20 protein-coding genes and 1 pseudogene are annotated in these 15,955 nt (G+C 51.0%); 13 read left to right on the plus strand and 8 right to left on the minus strand.

The genetic code is table 11. The features are described 5' to 3' along the window. Both Q394_RS22065 and Q394_RS20725 read left to right on the plus strand, forming a co-directional pair. On the plus strand, positions 1-273 hold a 273-nt coding region (locus Q394_RS22065), incomplete at its 5' end, for an RNA-guided endonuclease InsQ/TnpB family protein (RefSeq protein ID WP_156946901.1). Between the two features lie 52 nt (positions 274-325). Then, positions 326-778, plus strand: a pseudogene (locus Q394_RS20725) (PIN domain-containing protein); the annotation flags it as partial. Positions 779-786: 8 nt separating this feature from the next. Here Q394_RS20725 and Q394_RS0115405 read toward each other — a convergent pair. Continuing rightward, complete coding sequence (locus Q394_RS0115405; protein ID WP_028490042.1) at positions 787-1,977, minus strand: AAA family ATPase; 1,191 nt, start codon at positions 1,975-1,977, stop codon at positions 787-789. 123 nt (positions 1,978-2,100) lie between these two features. Between Q394_RS0115405 and Q394_RS0115410 the strand changes: the two genes are divergently transcribed. Continuing rightward, positions 2,101-3,486: an ATP-binding protein gene (locus tag Q394_RS0115410; RefSeq protein ID WP_028490043.1), complete on the plus strand. Its 1,386-nt coding sequence runs from the start codon at positions 2,101-2,103 to the stop codon at positions 3,484-3,486. 5 nt (positions 3,487-3,491) lie between these two features. Here Q394_RS0115410 and Q394_RS21665 read toward each other — a convergent pair whose 3' ends face one another. Then, positions 3,492-3,650: a hypothetical protein gene (locus Q394_RS21665; RefSeq protein ID WP_211248834.1), complete on the minus strand. Its 159-nt coding sequence runs from the start codon at positions 3,648-3,650 to the stop codon at positions 3,492-3,494. Positions 3,651-3,791: 141 nt separating this feature from the next. Here Q394_RS21665 and Q394_RS0115420 point away from each other — a divergent pair, with 141 nt between their 5' ends. Further along, positions 3,792-4,181 carry an SseB family protein gene (locus tag Q394_RS0115420; protein ID WP_038141789.1) on the plus strand — a complete coding sequence of 130 codons (390 nt, stop codon included), beginning with the start codon at positions 3,792-3,794 and terminating at the stop codon, positions 4,179-4,181. Here the strand turns inward: Q394_RS0115420 and cysQ are convergent. Genes cysQ through Q394_RS0115435 form a run of 3 tightly spaced genes read right to left on the minus strand, consistent with a single transcriptional unit; the run spans position 4,173 to position 7,618 of the window. Continuing rightward, a complete protein-coding gene (cysQ, locus tag Q394_RS0115425; RefSeq protein WP_028490045.1) occupies positions 4,173-4,964 on the minus strand; it encodes a 3'(2'),5'-bisphosphate nucleotidase CysQ in 792 nt (263 codons plus the stop codon). The genes Q394_RS0115420 and cysQ overlap by 9 nt on opposite strands. Positions 4,965-4,984: 20 nt before the next feature. After that, positions 4,985-5,533 (minus strand): ADP compounds hydrolase NudE, encoded by a 549-nt coding sequence (nudE, locus tag Q394_RS0115430; RefSeq protein ID WP_028490046.1) that lies wholly within the window; start codon positions 5,531-5,533, stop codon positions 4,985-4,987. 15 nt (positions 5,534-5,548) lie between these two features. Next, a complete protein-coding gene (locus Q394_RS0115435; RefSeq protein WP_028490047.1) occupies positions 5,549-7,618 on the minus strand; it encodes a beta-propeller domain-containing protein in 2,070 nt (689 codons plus the stop codon). A 50-nt stretch (positions 7,619-7,668) separates the two neighbouring features. Here Q394_RS0115435 and yrfG point away from each other — a divergent pair, with 50 nt between their 5' ends. Next, positions 7,669-8,337: a GMP/IMP nucleotidase gene (yrfG, locus tag Q394_RS0115440; protein ID WP_028490048.1), complete on the plus strand. Its 669-nt coding sequence runs from the start codon at positions 7,669-7,671 to the stop codon at positions 8,335-8,337. Positions 8,338-8,342: 5 nt separating this feature from the next. Here yrfG and Q394_RS0115445 read toward each other — a convergent pair whose 3' ends face one another. After that, positions 8,343-10,520, minus strand: a complete 2,178-nt coding sequence (locus tag Q394_RS0115445; protein WP_028490049.1) for a malate synthase G — start codon at positions 10,518-10,520, stop codon at positions 8,343-8,345. Between the two features lie 139 nt (positions 10,521-10,659). Here Q394_RS0115445 and Q394_RS21670 point away from each other — a divergent pair, with 139 nt between their 5' ends. Further along, a complete protein-coding gene (locus Q394_RS21670; RefSeq protein WP_084260504.1) occupies positions 10,660-12,222 on the plus strand; it encodes a sensor histidine kinase in 1,563 nt (520 codons plus the stop codon). Position 12,223: 1 nt separating this feature from the next. Here the strand turns inward: Q394_RS21670 and Q394_RS0115455 are convergent, their stop codons facing one another. Beyond that, a complete protein-coding gene (locus Q394_RS0115455) occupies positions 12,224-12,418 on the minus strand; it encodes a YgaP family membrane protein (protein WP_028490050.1) in 195 nt (64 codons plus the stop codon). 160 nt (positions 12,419-12,578) lie between these two features. On the opposite strand from Q394_RS0115455, the gene Q394_RS0115460 reads away from it, so the two are divergent. Continuing rightward, the gene (locus Q394_RS0115460; protein ID WP_156946904.1) at positions 12,579-12,953 is read left to right on the plus strand and encodes a hypothetical protein; all 375 of its coding nucleotides are present in this window, start codon (positions 12,579-12,581) and stop codon (positions 12,951-12,953) included. A 38-nt stretch (positions 12,954-12,991) separates the two neighbouring features. Next, the gene (locus tag Q394_RS0115465) at positions 12,992-13,453 is read left to right on the plus strand and encodes a rhodanese-like domain-containing protein (protein WP_028490052.1); all 462 of its coding nucleotides are present in this window, start codon (positions 12,992-12,994) and stop codon (positions 13,451-13,453) included. A gap of 70 nt (positions 13,454-13,523) precedes the next feature. Here Q394_RS0115465 and Q394_RS0115470 read toward each other — a convergent pair whose 3' ends face one another. Next, positions 13,524-13,760, minus strand: a complete 237-nt coding sequence (locus tag Q394_RS0115470) for a hypothetical protein (protein ID WP_028490053.1) — start codon at positions 13,758-13,760, stop codon at positions 13,524-13,526. 72 nt (positions 13,761-13,832) lie between these two features. On the opposite strand from Q394_RS0115470, the gene Q394_RS0115475 reads away from it, so the two are divergent. The 5 genes from Q394_RS0115475 (at position 13,833) to Q394_RS22905 (ending at position 15,845) form a co-directional block, all read left to right on the plus strand. After that, a complete protein-coding gene (locus tag Q394_RS0115475; RefSeq protein WP_028490054.1) occupies positions 13,833-14,168 on the plus strand; it encodes a DUF4258 domain-containing protein in 336 nt (111 codons plus the stop codon). Then, the gene (locus tag Q394_RS0115480; protein ID WP_028490055.1) at positions 14,165-14,662 is read left to right on the plus strand and encodes a hypothetical protein; all 498 of its coding nucleotides are present in this window, start codon (positions 14,165-14,167) and stop codon (positions 14,660-14,662) included. Before Q394_RS0115475 ends, Q394_RS0115480 begins: the two co-directional genes overlap by 4 nt. After that, positions 14,655-15,014: a hypothetical protein gene (locus Q394_RS0115485; protein ID WP_028490056.1), complete on the plus strand. Its 360-nt coding sequence runs from the start codon at positions 14,655-14,657 to the stop codon at positions 15,012-15,014. Before Q394_RS0115480 ends, Q394_RS0115485 begins: the two co-directional genes overlap by 8 nt. A 125-nt stretch (positions 15,015-15,139) precedes the next feature. After that, positions 15,140-15,628 (plus strand): RNA-guided endonuclease InsQ/TnpB family protein, encoded by a 489-nt coding sequence (locus tag Q394_RS22780; protein WP_051543501.1) that lies wholly within the window; start codon positions 15,140-15,142, stop codon positions 15,626-15,628. 10 nt (positions 15,629-15,638) lie between these two features. After that, positions 15,639-15,845 (plus strand): zinc ribbon domain-containing protein, encoded by a 207-nt coding sequence (locus tag Q394_RS22905; RefSeq protein WP_425426793.1) that lies wholly within the window; start codon positions 15,639-15,641, stop codon positions 15,843-15,845. The last annotated feature ends 110 nt before the right edge of the window (positions 15,846-15,955 follow it).

Genomic DNA, 15,955 nt, shown 5'->3' on the forward strand with positions numbered 1-15,955 from the left:
CGCCAGCTTGCGTACAAAGCTGGCTGGTACGGGAGGACATACGTTGAGATAGGGAGATTCTTCCCGTCCACTAAACGCTGTTCCTGCTGTGGGTTCGTGAAAGAAAACATGCCGCTGGACGTGCGATCGTGGGAGTGCCCCGAATGCGGCACAACCCACGACCGTGACGTGAATGCAGCACGTAACATTTTAGCCGCCGGGCTGGCGGTGTTAGCCTTTGGAGAGAATGTTAGTGGCGATGGCATTTCGGTGTCGTCGTCCTGTTCTCGGTGAATTAGGAATCCCCCGGCTTTAGCCGTGGGGAGTAGTCAATGCAGACAGTTCGGCACTCGTCGCCGTCTCAACTTATCGGGGTCTTGACCTGCTGGAAACCTTGTTCGGCACAGTGTTAGTCCCAACCGCCGTGCATGATGAAGTATGCGCACAAGGCAAACCCCAAGCAGATGCATTAAAGGCTTATCTGCTGGGTAAAGTCCAAAAAGTCGATATGAGTCAGTGCAAACTCCAAAAAACATCCGGTTTAGGCAACGGCGAGCTGGAAGCAATGGCACTGTACAAGGCGACATCGGCAAACCTGATGCTGGTCGATGACTTGCGGGCGAAAAAATCTGCGTACACCAACGGGCTAGAAACCATGGGTAGCTTAGGTTTGTTACTATTGGCAAAAGAAGAAGGCTTAATTGCCGACATCACATCCCGTGTCCGGCTGCTGCAAAACTCAAATGCTTATCTGAATCCACTGCTCATTGAACAGGTACTACAACGAGCTGGTGAATAATTCCAAACTCAATACAAAAGCCCAAACAACCACAGCGGAATCTTCCCCTCCACCCCAATTTCCAGCCCATCCGCCACTACCCAAGCAGCCGTTTCATCCTTAATCTGCTTCTTCGATTTGGACTTACCGCCGACCTCAAACACATACTGCCCATCCACCAGAAAATCCCCGCTTTTGGGGTAATTCAAGGTGTGCTGGTAAGACAGCATCGAGGCGAAAAACGTCTCGCGCAACGTCCCCGCTTTGGGCTGGTTGCAAAAGACAGCGAACAGGTTGGTATTATCCAGATACAGCTTTTCCGGCTTGGAAATAATGCTGACCCCGCTGGATTTCGCCCCCAACAGGCGCAACAACCCGCCCGCCTGTAACAACCCAAGGTATTTGTAGAGGGTTTTCTGGTTCAACTCCACCGCGCCGCACAGCTTGGACACATTGATGTCGTAAGGCTCGCTTTGGCACAACATCACCATCAGCTTTTTCAGCGCATTCACCTTGTCGTAGTCAATCGGGTGAAGCGCGGGAATATCCGTCTCGATCACCTGCATCGACGCATTCAGCAAGCGCGGCAAATAGGTTGAACCCGCCTCGCGGTAAAACGGGTAAGCACCGTGTTCCAGATACGCGGGCAAATACGCCAGCGGTTTGATCCGGCTGACCGTTTCCAGCGCGAGTTGCGGATGTTGCTGGAGCAGGGCATCCAGCGTCACCGCCTCAAAGGTTTCGCCCGTTTCCAATTCCAGAAATTCGCGGAATGACAACACGGGCAACGGGTACAGCATTGCCCGACGGCTCAAATCCGCCTTGGCATTGTCAATGGCGGTTGCCGATGAACCCGTGAAAATGACCTTGAGGTTAAAAAAGCTGTCGAAAATCAGCTTCAGGTCGCGCTCGAAGTGTTGGCATTTGTGGATTTCGTCGATGATGAGCAGTTCACCGCCGATTTTCTGGAATTCATCGGCAATGTTAAACAGCCCGTGCTGCCCGACCAAAGGGTGGTCAGCAATGACATACAGCACCTTGGTTTCCCGCGTCACAGACTTGAGGTATTGCAACAGCAGCGTGGTTTTACCCGCCCCGCGTGCGCCCATGATACCGATCAAGCGTTGCGAAAAGTCGATTTGCCGGAACAGGAAACGCTGGTAGTCCGGCAGCTTTTGCGTCCTGATTTGACTGGAAAGGTGCTGTAGTGGCTCAATCATCTTACTACGATACCTATTTTAGGTGAATTTCTTGTATTGTAGTACTAAATATTGCTGGCTTCAAACATTGTAATACATATCTTGCATCAAGATGTTACACTTTAATGCAAGGAGTGCATCATCATGTTCAATCGTCAAGCCGTCAGCGACATTATCCACTGGTATCAGCAACCCCAACGCAAGCCGCTGGTGATTCGGGGCGCACGTCAGGTTGGCAAAACCACCGCCGTGCGTATGGCGGGCGCACAACTTGGCATTCCGGTCATTGAAATCAATCTCGAACGCCACGCCGAACTCGAAGCACTATTCCGCCGTTACCAACTCGACGAACTGCTATTCAATTTCGCCCTGATCAGCGGGGAACAGGTCACGCCCGATAAACCCCTGATCCTGTTTCTGGATGAAGCCCAAGCGACCCCCGCCGCCTACGCTTGCCTGCGCTATTTCTGGGAAGACATGCCGAATCTCGCCGTCATCCTCACAGGTTCTTTACTCGATCAGGTATTGAATGACTACAAGCTGCCTAGTCCGGTGGGAAGAATTGATCCGTATTTCATGGGGGCGTTGCGTTTCGATGAGTTTCTGCAAGCCATTGGCGCGGACAAGGAGCTGCGTGCGCTGGACATGCTCACCGCCAGCAATATGCACCTGATCCCTGATAGTCTGCACGAAAAACTGCTGGGGTTGGTGCGCCGTTACACCCTGACGGGCGGGATGCCGCATTGTGTGCAATTGGGGCTGGATACAGGTTTCAGCCATGCCGACATCCTCAAATACCAGACCGCACTGTTGCAAACCTACCGGGACGATTTCGCCAAATACCGGGGTTCGCAAACGGCGCTGACCTTGAACACCTTTTTCAACGGCATTCTGGGGCAGGTCGGGCAACAGTTTTCACACAAACAGGCGAATGAACTCGCTGCTAGCAGTAGCGGTGACAACCGCCAGTTGAATACTGCGATTGAGCATTTCATCGCCGCCCGCCTGTTCTACCGCGTACTGCACAGCCACGCTGATGCCGTACCGTTGGGTGCTGAAACCAAAACCCGGATCAGCAAATTTCTGTTCATCGACATTGGCCTGCTGTTGGCAGCACAAGGCATTCCTGTGCAAAGCATCCTGCACGCGCCGCTGGAACTGGCCGGGCGCGGCAGCCTGGCGGAGCAGTTCGTCGGGCAGCAATTGCTGTATGCGAAACCTGCCTACATCAACCCGGAGTTGTATTACTGGCAACCACCCAAGGCAGAAGCTCAGGCGGAAGTCGATTTTCTTTACACCCAAGGTAATGAAATCATTGCGGTGGAGGTCAAAGCGGGCAGTGGTGGCACGATCAAGTCGTTGCAATCCTTCGTTATCAAGAAACAGGCCAATCGTGCGGTACGCATCAGTTCTGCCAAGCCATCGCTCGACCGGCTGGAGGCTAAATCCAACGGGCAGAGTCGCCCGTTTCAGTTGTTCAATATTCCGTTCTATCTGGTGAATCGGCTGGAATCGTTGCTGGCAAGCTGAAGCAATCAGCTTTTCATGATGAAATAAGTGCCCGCTGCCGCCAGCGCCATCCACAACACCACTGCACCGCTGCCCAGCATGTCGGAGAGTGTCCCCATGAAAAGCAGGGTCAGAAATGCAGCAGCTAACAAGCCATTGCCGATCCAAAAATTGGTGTTTTTCAATTGCCGTCTCCCATGATTAGTTAAGATCGTTTTAGGATAGTCATTGGCGGCGGTTTGTAAACCTATACTTCTTGCGGGTCATTGTGCTGGGCGATGGTATTCATTACTCTTTCAGGCATTTACTACGGGAAGGACAAGCTCATGCAAACGATGAACGAAGCGGAAGAACTGTTGGTGAAAGCGCAGTCCGGTGAGCTGGATGGTGATGCTTTCATCCAGAAGTTGATGGAAGTGACGCTGTTCATGCCGATCTATGAAAAGGTTCAGATTGGCGGCTTGCAACCGACCACCGGCGATCAGGCCGTACCGCTGACGCTGGATGATGAATCAGGCAACAAGGTGCTGATCTTGTTCACCAGCCCGGACATGGCGAAAACCTTTGTGAAAGGTTTCCCCGGTTACGGCGGTGGCCTGCTGGCTGAGTTCAAGTGGATTATCGAGAAAGTCGGCGTCGGTTACAGCATTTCGATCAACCCCGATCATGAGATGGGGATTGACCTGGAAGTGGGGATGTTGCAAGGCTTACACTAAGTACTGCGACCAGTCGCGGTAATCGCGCCCGAACACGAAAAAGTACGGGTTGAGCAGGGAGTCCTTGGTGTTGTAACGCATGGGCCGCATGTCGGTGCGGGTGAAATGCCCGCCTGCTTCTTCCACAATGATTTGCGCGGCGGCGGTGTCCCATTCCGAGGTCAGCCCCAGACGCGGGTAAATGTCGGCAGAACCTTCTGCCACCAGACAGGCTTTTAAAATACTGCCCATCACGGCGTATTCGTGTTCCCCAATACGTTCCAGAAATTGCGGCATCACCGGGTCGCGGTGCGATTTGCTGCCCATGATTTTGAGCGGCGTGCCCGTAGCGCGGGTACTGATCGGGAAGGTTTCACCGTTGGCTGTTTTGAATGCGCCACCGCCTTGGTGGGCAAACCACGTTTCATTCAGCACGGGGGCGTGAACCACGCCGAGGATTGGCTGGTGGTTGTGTACCAAGGCAATCAGGGTGCTGAATTCGCCGTTACGTTTGATGAATTCGCGCGTGCCATCGAGTGGGTCAACCAGCCAGTAAGTTTGCCATTGGCTGCGTTCGCTGAACGGCAGTTTGGTGGATTCTTCCGACAGTACCGGGTATTGCGGGGTCAGCGCGGTCAGTGCATCCACGATATGGTGGTGCGAGGCCATATCAGCCGCTGTCAGCGGGGAATCATCTTGCTTGTGTTCCACGCCAAAATCAGCGGTGCGGTAGACCGCCATGATCTTGTCGCCAGCGTCTTGGGCAATGCGAACGGCGGCGGGTAGAAGTGTCGCTAAATCCATGTGGGTTTTCCTAAAGTGTTTTAAGCGTGTTGCTTGAGCCAGTCTTGCGCCAGATACAGCGCCAGCAGGCTGCGGCCTTCGGTGAAATCGTCCTGCGCCAGCAGTTCGGCGGCATCGGCAAGTTTCCAGGGCACGACTTCCAGCGGTTCGGGTTCGTCACCGTCGACCCGGTGCGGGTAAAGGTTGCGGGCGAGAATCAGATGGGTGTGGTGTTGCATGTAGCCGGGGGAGAGGCTGACGCGCCGCAACAGGTGCAGCTCGTGTGCGCCGTAGCCGACTTCTTCCATGATTTCGCGCTTGGCAGCTTCTAATATATCTTCGCCGCGCTCCACCTTGCCTTTGGGGAAGCCGAGTTCGTAACGCCCGGTTCCGGCGGAATATTCGCGGATCAGCAGCATGGTGTCGTCATCCAGCATGGGCACGATCAACACAGCGCCATGCCCACGGCTGGCAAGGCGCTCGTAAATGCGGCGTTCACCGTTGCTGAATTCCAGGTGGAGTTCTTCCACATGGAATAAGCGGCTGCTAACGACAGGTTGGATGGTGTGTATCTTCGGTGGTTTTTGCATCCACCGATTCTACCATTACCACGCTTGACTTATCACCTTGTCACCGTGCAGGTAGTGGATGAATTCGCCAATCATCACAGAACGGTCATTTTGCCATTGGTAGCTGGAATAGCTGTTGGCGACAGCCGCTTCGCTGACGATAGGGGTAAGTGTCTGCATCGTGCCGGTCTGGGTATTGATGTTCAGACGGTATAACTCATCTTGTGTCCAGTTGTAGTAAGTGCTTGCGCCGGATGAGTAATTGGAAGCACTTTCATGCAAGCTGATCGGCAAGGCGACTTGCAAGGTGTTACCTTGTTGTAAGGTGGTGAGTGCATGGTGGCTTTGGGAAACGGCCGTTTCGGTGCCACGCTTGCCGATAATGATCTTCTGCTGTTCGGAAGGGTTCGCAGGGTCAGTGATGTTAATCAGGGAAAGTTTTACGCCCTGATACCACGCACCACGCCCGCTGTCGCCACCGTCAACCGCAATGGCATCTTTGCCAATGCCCAGCAAATAATTGTCACCGACCGGGTGCAGGTAGTCGGAATAACCGTCAATCTTCAATTCGCTGGCAATGTACGGGTCAGCCGGGTTCGACAAGTCCAACAGGTACAGCGGGTCGGTGGTGCGGAATGTCACCAGGTAGCCTTTATTGCCGAGAAAACGGGTCGCATAAATCTGTTCGCCGGGTTTGCCCAAGGCGGTTGGGCGGGTGCTATTGGGTAGCGTCGCCATCATATCCAGTGACTGATTGGCGGTGTTTTCTTGAAAGGTTGTGAGGTGTGCTGGTGATGGGTTAGTGGTTAAGTTGTTATCGCCGGTGTAGGTGATGACACGCAGCACATTCTGGTATTCGCTCATGCGGAAGGGCTTCTGCTCTTGCTGCCAGCCGAGATGGCCATCAACACGCCCGGAACCTCGGTAATTGATGCCGCCAGCGAGTGAGAATTTGTGAAAGTCAGTCGTGATGCTGGGCGCGTAATAAGCGATGCTGGTACTTGTCCCGCTGCTGCTTGAGACGCTAGTCGAGGCGATAGCCGGTGTAGTGCTCGGGTAGCTGTAACTGGTGGTTGCTAGATAAATCGCATCGGTGGAGGCGTAGAGCGTTTCGGTATCACCCGCAAAACATTTGCCTTGTGGCGTAGGTGTTGGGCTATTCAGATCAATCGCTAGTAGGCTGATAATGCTGGTTTGGTAGCTTTTCTTGTCGGTGTACTGCGTCATGAAACAATCAGTGCCGTCGAACATGGCATTTTTGCTGCCATCGTTAATTTGGTAATCGGGCAGGAAATTGGCAAGCGTGGCGCTGTTGATGCGGTTACGGTTGGCAGTTGCAGCCGCCTCGGTGGTGGGGTATTGCACCAGACCAGACAAGCTGGGACTGTGGCGAGTGGCAAGATAGAGGGTAGAGCCGATCAGGCGGCTACTGATAACTTGCCCATCGAGGGTTAGTTTGGTTGTTTGGGTAGGGTTTTCAGGGTTGGCCACGTTCAGCAGGTACATCTGGCTTTGTTGGTTTTGCCAGTAGCTGGGCATGAACCAATTATTCCACATGCTGTAATATTGTTGTTCTTCCGCGAGGGCTGCCAGTTTGCCACCTTCTAGATACAACCCAGTTAAGCGTGCATTGGTGTCATTGCCTAACGGTAAGTCTTTTACCAGCGTGTTGCTGGCATCATTGGTTTTGAAAATGCGCACATTGGGTTGATCGGTTGCTGTTGTGTACAGGTACGTGCCGTCGGTTTTGATGCGATCTGCTTCGTCAACGTTGGTTTCTTGTGTATTGGTGCTGGAAACGTTTGATGCGCTGTCACTGGCGGCTGAGGCGGCTGAAGTTGTCGTGCCGGTGGTTGCGCTAGCAGCAACGGGAATCTCCATGATGCAGGCATCGCTAGTGCAACCGCCATAGTTAGCGTAAGCGGTACCGTATGTTTCCAGCATTTGTTGTTTGATCAGGTTTTCCAATTCTGTATTGGAATTGATCTGTTTTAGCGCTGGTTTGCTGACAGGGTCGGTGGTCGTTGTGCTGGAACTTCCCCCACCACATGCCGTGAGTAATAAGGCGATGGAAATGCTGATGCTAAGCTGATGCGGATTTTTCATGATACGCTCCGTATGATGCGATTTTTAGTGGTATGTGGAAGGCTGATAAAATGAATTATAGTCCAATAAGCTTAGCTTGGCATGAAGTTCAGACCGTGTTTCTTGATATGGATGGCACGCTGCTGGATTTGCATTTCGATAACCATTTCTGGCTAGAACATCTGCCGGTACGATTAGCGGAGCAGCGCGGGGCAACCCCGGATGAAATTCGCACTTATCTGCACGAGCGCTACACCGAAATGGAAGGGACATTGGATTGGTACTGCCTTGATTTTTGGCAGAATCATCTGGGCACTGACTTGGTGGCGCTGAAGCATGAAATCGCCGAACGCATTCAGATTCGAGCGCATGTAGAACGCTTTCTGAAATCCCTGCACGCACGCGGCAAACGGGTGGTGTTGCTGACCAATGCGCACCAGAAAAGTGTGGGGATGAAATTTGGCTACGTGGCTTTGGAACAGTATTTTGATCGCATTATTACTTCGCATTCGCTGGGTTTGCCGAAGGAGCACCCGGATTTCTGGCAGAAATTAAGCGAGGTGGAGGTGTACGATCCGGCACATTCGTTGTTCATTGACGATAACCTGCATGTGCTGCGCTCGGCACAGGCACATGGGGTTAAATACTTGCTGGCCATCCATCAGCCGGACTCACAACAACCGCCGAAAAACACTGAGGAGTTTACGGCGGTGGAGTGTTATACGCAGTTGATGGGGTGAGGGGCTTAAAAGAACAACGCGACCTTAGCCTCAGCACGATACTTATGCAGCAACGGCTCGGTATACCCGTTCGGTTGCTCGCGCCCTTTGAACACCAGATCGCAAGCGGCTTTGAACGCTACGCTCTTGTCAAAGTTGCCGCTCATTTTGGTGTAAGTCGGGTCGCCTTCGTTCTGCGCATCAACCTTGGTGGCCATGCGCTTGAACGCTTCCATGATTTGCGCGTCGGTGCAAATGCCGTGATGCAGCCAGTTCGCCATGTGCTGGCTGGAAATACGCAAGGTAGCGCGGTCTTCCATCAAGCCTACGTCATTCACGTCTGGCACTTTGGAACAGCCGACGCCCTGATTGACCCAGCGCACCACGTAACCGAGGATGCCTTGCGCGTTATTGTCCAGTTCTTGCTGGATGTCTGCCGCGCTCCAGTTCGGGTTGGTCGCCACCGGAATGGTGAGGATGTCGTCGATATTGGCACGCGGACGGCTTTTCAGCTCTTCCTGACGCGCAAACACGTTGACCTTGTGGTAATGCATTGCGTGTAAGGCTGCGGCGGTCGGCGAGGGAACCCACGCGGTGTTCGCGCCGGACAGTGGATGCCCGATTTTGGTTGCCAGCATATTAGCCATCTGATCAGGGATAGCCCACATGCCTTTGCCGATTTGCGCGTGACCGGGCAGGCCGCATTCGAGGCCGATGTCGACGTTCCAGTCTTCGTAAGCCTTGATCCACGCGGCGGATTTCATGTCGCCTTTGCGGATCATCGGGCCTGCTTCCATCGACGTGTGCATTTCGTCGCCGGTACGGTCGAGGAAGCCGGTGTTGATGAACACGACGCGTTCCTTGGCGGCGCGGATGCACTCTTTCAGGTTGACGGTGGTGCGGCGTTCTTCATCCATGATGCCGACTTTCAGGGTATTGCGTGGCAAGCCCAGCGCGTCTTCGATGCTGCCAAACAGTTCGTTGGTGAAGGCGACTTCTTCGGGGCCGTGCATTTTGGGTTTAACGATGTAAACCGAACCTGTGCGCGAGTTGCTGTATTTAGCACTGCCGTTGAGGTTGTGGATGGATAGCATCCCGGTCATGTAACCGTCCATGATGCCTTCAGGGATTTCGTTGCCGTCTTTGTCGAGAATCGCCGGGTTGGTCATCAAGTGACCGACGTTACGGATGAACAGCAGGCTGCGACCCGGCAGGGTGACGGTGGAACCATCCGGTGCGGTGTAGTCGCGGTCAGGGTTGAGCGCACGGGTAAAGCTTTTGCCGCCTTTGCTGACCTGTTCGCTGAGGTCGCCTTTCATCAGGCCGAGCCAGTTGGTGTAGATCAGGGTTTTGTCGACATCATCCACCGCTGCCACGGAATCTTCGCAGTCCATAATGGTGGTGAGTGCGGCTTCCATGAGGATGTCGTTCACGCCAGCCGCATCTTCTTTGCCGATCATGCCGTCGCGGTCGATCTGGATTTCAAAGTGCAAGCCATTGTTGCGCAACAGGATGGCGGAAGGCGCATCCGCCGTGCCACGGTAGCCGACAAACTGGTTGCCATCACGCAGCCCGACCACGGAGCCGCCGATCATGTCCACAACCAGCGAGCCGCTTTCGTCGACGCGATAGCCATTGGCATTGTGGTGCGACAGGAAGGAGAGTGGTGCGGCTTCGTCGAGGAAGTTACGGGCAAAGTCGATAACTTTCTTGCCACGTACCGGGTTGTAGGCTTTGCCTGCGGCTGCGCCGTCGGTGTCAGGAATTGCATCTGTGCCATACAGTGCGTCATACAGGCTACCCCAACGCGCATTGGCGGCATTCAGGGCAAAACGTGCATTCATGACGGGAACGACCAATTGCGCCCCGGCGGTTTGGGTGATTTCCACATCCACATTGGCGGTGGTGACGTTGAAGGCTTCACCTTCCGGCAACAGATAGCCGATGTCTTGCAGAAACGCTTTGTAAGTGGCGAAATCAAACGTGCTTTTATTGGCAATGTGCCAAGCGTCAATTTGCGCCTGCATCTGGTCGCGTTTAGCCAGCAGTTCACGGTTGCGGGGAGCCAGGCGTGTTACAATGGCCTCCAAACCTGCCCAGAAAGCTGCTGCGTCCAAACCAGTACCCGGTAAGGCTTGTTGTGTTACAAAGTCATGCAGTAGTGTTGACACTTGTAAACTACCAACGGTAATCCTGTTGCCCATTCGTCACGATCCTCTCAGAAATACAAACAAAATTGTCGACATTGTCCGGTTATAACCCAATATGGGCAGCGGCAAAAATTGGAATTCTCAATAATGAAGATTAAAATATTCAATGTCAGCCATTTAGATAACTTTGATTATGCATAGTAACCATCACCTTACTTTTTTACACAGGCTGTCTGGTTTGGCGGCTTTCAGCGTGATGTTGCTGGGCAGTGTGGTGTTGTTTGGCTGGGCTAACGGCCTGACAGTCTTGTATCAGGTCTCAGAAGGCTTACCTATCATGACGCCGGGGGCGGCTGTTTCCTTCCTGTTTACCGGGGCGGCGCTGTTTTTGTTGCAGCCGGAACATTCGTCGCGCTTGCGCCGCTGGAGTGGGCAAGGCTTGGCACTGGGCGGAATTGTGCTGGGTGTTGTGATGCTGCTGAGTTATTGGCATCTGGTTGACGGTTTGTGGTTGCTGGATTTGGCCTCTTTCAGGGATTCGCCGCAAACGGGCGTGGCATTTATCCTGACCTGTATCGGTTTGTTTTTCCTTGGCCTTGAGCGCCCAATCCTGATCAGTGTGGCGCAATGGGCGGCGTTTATCAGTTTGATGTTGCTGGTAACGGTGTTCTTTGGCTTTGCCCATCAGGAAGACATGTTTAAAGTCCTGATGGGGGAGGCGGGCATGGCATTGCCTACCGCTACGGCGTTTGCTCTGGTGGGTTGGGGGATTCTATTGGCGAAGGTCGAGCAAGGTTTTTTCCGTATCATGGCGAGTGATGCCTCTGGTGGCTTGGTGGTGCGTCGAGTGATGTTTCTGATGGCATTGCTGCCGCCGTTGTTGGGTTGGCTGCCAGTGTTGTTGGTGTCGGGTTTGACGCATACGCAAGTCGAGTCACTGCTGGCGTCGGTGATGGTGTTGGCTATCATCCTGATTATTATCCGATTGGCTTACCAGTTGGATACAGAAGAGCGTTTGCGTGAACAGGTGCAGCAAGAGGCTAACCAGCACCAGAGCGAGCTTGCCCACATGGTGAATCTGAATACGATGGGGGAAATGGCATCGGGGATTGCCCATGAGATCAATCAGCCGTTAGCAGCGGTGGCGAATTACGCCAATGCCTGTTTACGCATGATCCAGTCAGGGGAGGAGTCGCAACGCTTGCAGGAGCCGCTGCGTGCTATTCAGCAGCAAGCCTTGCGTGCTTCGGAAATCATCCGGCGTATGCGGACTTTGGTGCGCAAGCAAGCGCCGCACAAGGTGAAGGCGTGTCTGGAACAGGTCATCTACGAAGCTTTGCACCTCACCAAAACCGGCGGCAAGAAGCTGAATGTGCCGCTGTTGCTGGAGCTGGATGATGCTGTGCCGGATGTTTCCATTGATGTGATCCAAATCCAGCAAGTGATCATGAACATTGTGCGTAACGCGATTGAAGCGATGCAGGAAATTATCAGCCAGCGCCGTCAGGTATTGGTGCGCAGTTTTGTGAATAAAGAAGGCTTTGTGCAGGTGGATATTTCCGACACGGGGCCGGGGATGGCGGCGGAATTCAAGCAGCAGGTTTTCGATGCGTTTGTCACCACCAAGGGCAATAACGGCATGGGGATTGGCTTGTCATTGTGCCGCTCGATTATCGAGGCACACGGTGGACGCTTGTGGGTAGAGTCAGAACCGGGTCAGGGTGCAACGTTCTCGTTCACCCTGCCCGTGAACTAAATCAGGCTTTGACGAAAGGCAGTTTCTTCAAAACCATTGCCGCTGGGCAAAAGCCGGTGAAAGCGGATTGAATCAGGTTGATGGCAATAAATAGCATCAAACCGAAGCCCAGCCCTTCAGAGACGAAAGCGCCTAGCAACAGTGCGACTAAAATCATGGTGCCTGCGAAAACTTGTACTGCGTTACTCAAAGTCATAGTGAATTCCTTGTTGGGGTCAGGTGGTCAAATATACGTAATATTTGGTGAGGCCGTAGTATATTAGTATTTATTAATAATCACAATTGACCCATCTCAATGCAATGCGGCCATTTGTCAGGGATGATGCGCCTTTGATGTATCTCAGGCATAAATTATTGTGATGGATTTCAAGCAGTTGTTGTTAATAGGCATGGGCGGTGTGGTGCTTGGTGCTGCTGCCATGATGCTTTGGTACGGGCAACAGTACCCGTCGCGTCCGTTGTTTGTGGAAGTCGTCAATATGCGCGAGGCAACCATCCCCCTGTTGAAAATCGAGCATGGCAATGATTTCAGTCAGGAAAAAATCCTGCTAATTCAATTACAAGCGGGCGAAACGCGTTGGGTTACTCTTAATCATGAACCGGGCAGAGGCTACAGTGTGGAAGTGCAATTACCCGACGGTAAAAAAACCGAGGCTTGTGTGGGTAAATTGTCGGCCAGCTGGGTTAACCGGGTTATCATCACCAATAATGGCATTTTCAGTAAAGATTGACTTAATAAAATACGTTTTAATGTTGGAGCTTTGTAAGTATGTACGCAATTAAATTTTTCGCATTGGCAATCACGATCAGTGCGGTAGTCAGTTTGGGGGCTTGTTCCAAGGCTGAGAGCCTCGGCACAAATCAGGCGGCTTCCGCCACGCAACAGGGGTCAGTGACCAATGTTTCCAACGCCGAGTTGCAAACGTTGCTGGATGAAAAAGTAACGCTGGTGGATATTCGTTTGCCGCAAGAATGGCAGGAAACGGGTGTCGTGGCAGGCAGCCACCCGATTACTTTGTTTGGGCGGGATGGCGCGGTGGCCCCGGATTTCCTCGCCAAACTTCAAAAAGTCGCGCCGCTGGATAAGCCGGTAGTGCTGATTTGCCGTACTGGCAACCGTACTCGCGCCGGGTCGGAGATGTTGACGCAAGTGGGTTACAAGCAAGTTTATAACGTCACGAAGGGTATTATGGGCTGGATTCAGGAAGGTAAGGCGGTGGTACGCCAATAAGGGGTACTTCGTCTTTAAGCCAGCCTGAGTACTTCCACGCGCTGCGTATCCGTAACGATCAGCCACGCGCTCAAGTGGTAGGGTTGCGCTCCAGCAACAAAATATCAGGGTATTTTTTATCCATTTCGCGTTCACTCAGGATGAAATACGCCGGAGATTGGTGCAATAACGCCAGTAGAATCGTCTTGATACCAACCACATTCCCCAGTACCAAAGTGCGAAAAGAGGCAGGGCTTATACGCTGGAGAGCGGCAGAACCGATGATCGGTACATTAGTATCGACGAACGAACCTTTTAAAAAGTACAAATGTGGCTTATCATGTGACCCACATTAAGACTAAATGTTCTAGCTAAGTTTAGGAACTTCTGGGGAAATGAGATGAAAGTTAATTACAAATACTCTGAAGATGCCGATTTCGCTAATCGAGTATCAAGAAAAAACTGTCGGATAAATTATACAAAACATATGCATGATCGAATGCGGCAACGAAATATCGACAGTAAAGTAGTTGATATAGTTTTGAGCATTGGTGAATTGAACAAGCGTGGCGACAAGATGCAGCTTTCTAAGAAAGAAATTTGTGTAGAAATTAAAAAAGAACGCGAAAAGATAAACATATTGGAAAACTTACTTAAAAGGGGAGGGGCAACTGTCGTGACAGACGGCAATACATTGATTACAGTATATACAAATACTAAAAGAGCATTATCATGAATTCACAATATATTAGATACTTACCCACAAAACAAAAGATTGAAAATAAAGAACATCTGCCTTATGTTTCAATTGTTCCAGAAATGTTTGGTGTTATCAATAATGTAAAGCTTAAGAAAAAAAATGAGCGAAAACTAAACATTCGTGTTAAGCAGCATGATATTTATTTACTTGATGCTATTGCTAAACATGATGGAATTTCAAGATCAGCATTAATCAACAAAATCTTATACAATTATTTTCTTGGTGAACTTAAAGAAATTAAAGATATGGATGCTTGTGCATTATTAGCGCAGACAGTTGATGATCAAGTAAACTATGATGTACTAAATATGCCGTGGACTTATGATGCATTTAATGGCTGCTTTAAAGGTATATTACGAAATATCATGACATATAACAGCTTTGATCAGCAACAGTATGAAGAGGATGTATATAGTAGCGAAATCTATCTTGGACTCATTAAGAAACTAAAGGCATTAAAAAATGACTAATGGAATAATTTCTTCATTAATTAAAGATATAGAAGAAAACAATAACGAAATTCGCGCTGAACAGTATGCGATGGTTAACGTTAGGCCAAATGAAAAAATATTGGCAATGATTGAAGTTATGATGAAGATTTCCGGAAAAAACTATTCTTCTTTATTTACAGAAATAATATCACTTGAGCTGGCTGATATTGCAGCATCAAATATTGAATATGCAGAGCCAATCTTAAATGCTGCCGAACAAGTTTTTAATAAAGAAGATCATTACTTCTTACAGCAAGATTGCGCACTCAGTATCTTAAAAGATGAAGGCTATATAAAAATTTACGAATATAATCCATTTCATTCAATATAATCCATTTAATTTTTTAATCAAAAAATGAATTACTTTGTTATATTCTCGCTCCTCTTTTCGTTTACGCTATTTTGGTTTACGATCAGACTCAGGAAAAGGCCAGTTACCTGGGTGCTAATGCGCGATTGACCGCCATCAAACAATGGCCTGAGCTGCTTTTCTTGAATGAAGTCTCCAGTGTTCCGCTGCAACAATGCTTGAGGAATCAGCAAACGGCGTTCAAAAACTTCTTTGAAGGTCGGGCAAAATACCCTGTCTTCAAATCCAAAAAGCATCGTCAGTCGGCAGAATTTACTTACCGTGCTTTTACATACCGCAACGGTGAATTGAAGCTGGCTAAGTGCGCTGCGCCGCTGAACATTCGATGGAGCCAGCCACTTCCTGCTGCCCCGACCACCGTTACTGTTTCCAAAGATCAGGCCGGACGCTACTTCGTGTCCTGCTTGTGTGAATTTGAATCCACGCTGTTGCCTGTCACCAACAAAAAGGTGGGCATTGACGTGGGCATCAAGGATTTGTTCGTCACTAGCGACGGCTTCAAGTCCGGCAATCCCCGCCATACCGACCAACACGTGGTTAAACTTGCGAAGTATCAACGCCGTCTTGCTGATTAACGAGAACCAAGTGGTTTGCGCTGAAAACCTCGCCGGAACGTGTCAAGCAAACATGCCGCTGGATGTGCGGTCTTGGAAGTGCCCCGAATGTGGCGCAACCCACGACCGTGACGTGAATGCAGCACGTAACATTTTAGCCGCCGGATTGGCGGTGTTAGCCTTTGGAGAGAATGTTAGCGGTGATGGCATTTCGGTGTCGTTGTCCTATTCTCGATGAATTAGGAATCCCCTTCCTTTCGGGAGGGGAGGAAGTCAACTCAATAGATAAAAAACATCCTCCTTTTAAAAAAGACAACTAGACTTAAATAGTGGTGGTTTGGTTTTCTA

Origin of the sequence: Thiothrix lacustris DSM 21227 (assembly GCF_000621325.1) — a bacterium.
Classification (GTDB): domain Bacteria; phylum Pseudomonadota; class Gammaproteobacteria; order Thiotrichales; family Thiotrichaceae; genus Thiothrix; species Thiothrix lacustris.

What these genes read in the sequence shown, in the direction of transcription:
- Q394_RS0115405 (WP_028490042.1), bottom strand. Translation starts at nt 1,977, where the DNA reads ATGATTGAGCCACTACAGCACCTTTCCAGTCAAATCAGGACGCAAAAG.
- Q394_RS0115410 (WP_028490043.1), top strand. Translation starts at nt 2,101, where the DNA reads ATGTTCAATCGTCAAGCCGTCAGCGACATTATCCACTGGTATCAGCAA.
- Q394_RS0115420 (WP_038141789.1), top strand. Translation starts at nt 3,792, where the DNA reads ATGCAAACGATGAACGAAGCGGAAGAACTGTTGGTGAAAGCGCAGTCC.
- cysQ (WP_028490045.1), bottom strand. Translation starts at nt 4,964, where the DNA reads ATGGATTTAGCGACACTTCTACCCGCCGCCGTTCGCATTGCCCAAGAC.
- nudE (WP_028490046.1), bottom strand. Translation starts at nt 5,533, where the DNA reads ATGCAAAAACCACCGAAGATACACACCATCCAACCTGTCGTTAGCAGC.
- Q394_RS0115435 (WP_028490047.1), bottom strand. Translation starts at nt 7,618, where the DNA reads ATGAAAAATCCGCATCAGCTTAGCATCAGCATTTCCATCGCCTTATTA.
- yrfG (WP_028490048.1), top strand. Translation starts at nt 7,669, where the DNA reads ATGAATTATAGTCCAATAAGCTTAGCTTGGCATGAAGTTCAGACCGTG.
- Q394_RS0115445 (WP_028490049.1), bottom strand. Translation starts at nt 10,520, where the DNA reads ATGGGCAACAGGATTACCGTTGGTAGTTTACAAGTGTCAACACTACTG.
- Q394_RS21670 (WP_084260504.1), top strand. Translation starts at nt 10,660, where the DNA reads ATGCATAGTAACCATCACCTTACTTTTTTACACAGGCTGTCTGGTTTG.
- Q394_RS0115455 (WP_028490050.1), bottom strand. Translation starts at nt 12,418, where the DNA reads ATGACTTTGAGTAACGCAGTACAAGTTTTCGCAGGCACCATGATTTTA.
- Q394_RS0115465 (WP_028490052.1), top strand. Translation starts at nt 12,992, where the DNA reads ATGTACGCAATTAAATTTTTCGCATTGGCAATCACGATCAGTGCGGTA.
- Q394_RS0115475 (WP_028490054.1), top strand. Translation starts at nt 13,833, where the DNA reads ATGAAAGTTAATTACAAATACTCTGAAGATGCCGATTTCGCTAATCGA.
- Q394_RS0115480 (WP_028490055.1), top strand. Translation starts at nt 14,165, where the DNA reads ATGAATTCACAATATATTAGATACTTACCCACAAAACAAAAGATTGAA.
- Q394_RS0115485 (WP_028490056.1), top strand. Translation starts at nt 14,655, where the DNA reads ATGACTAATGGAATAATTTCTTCATTAATTAAAGATATAGAAGAAAAC.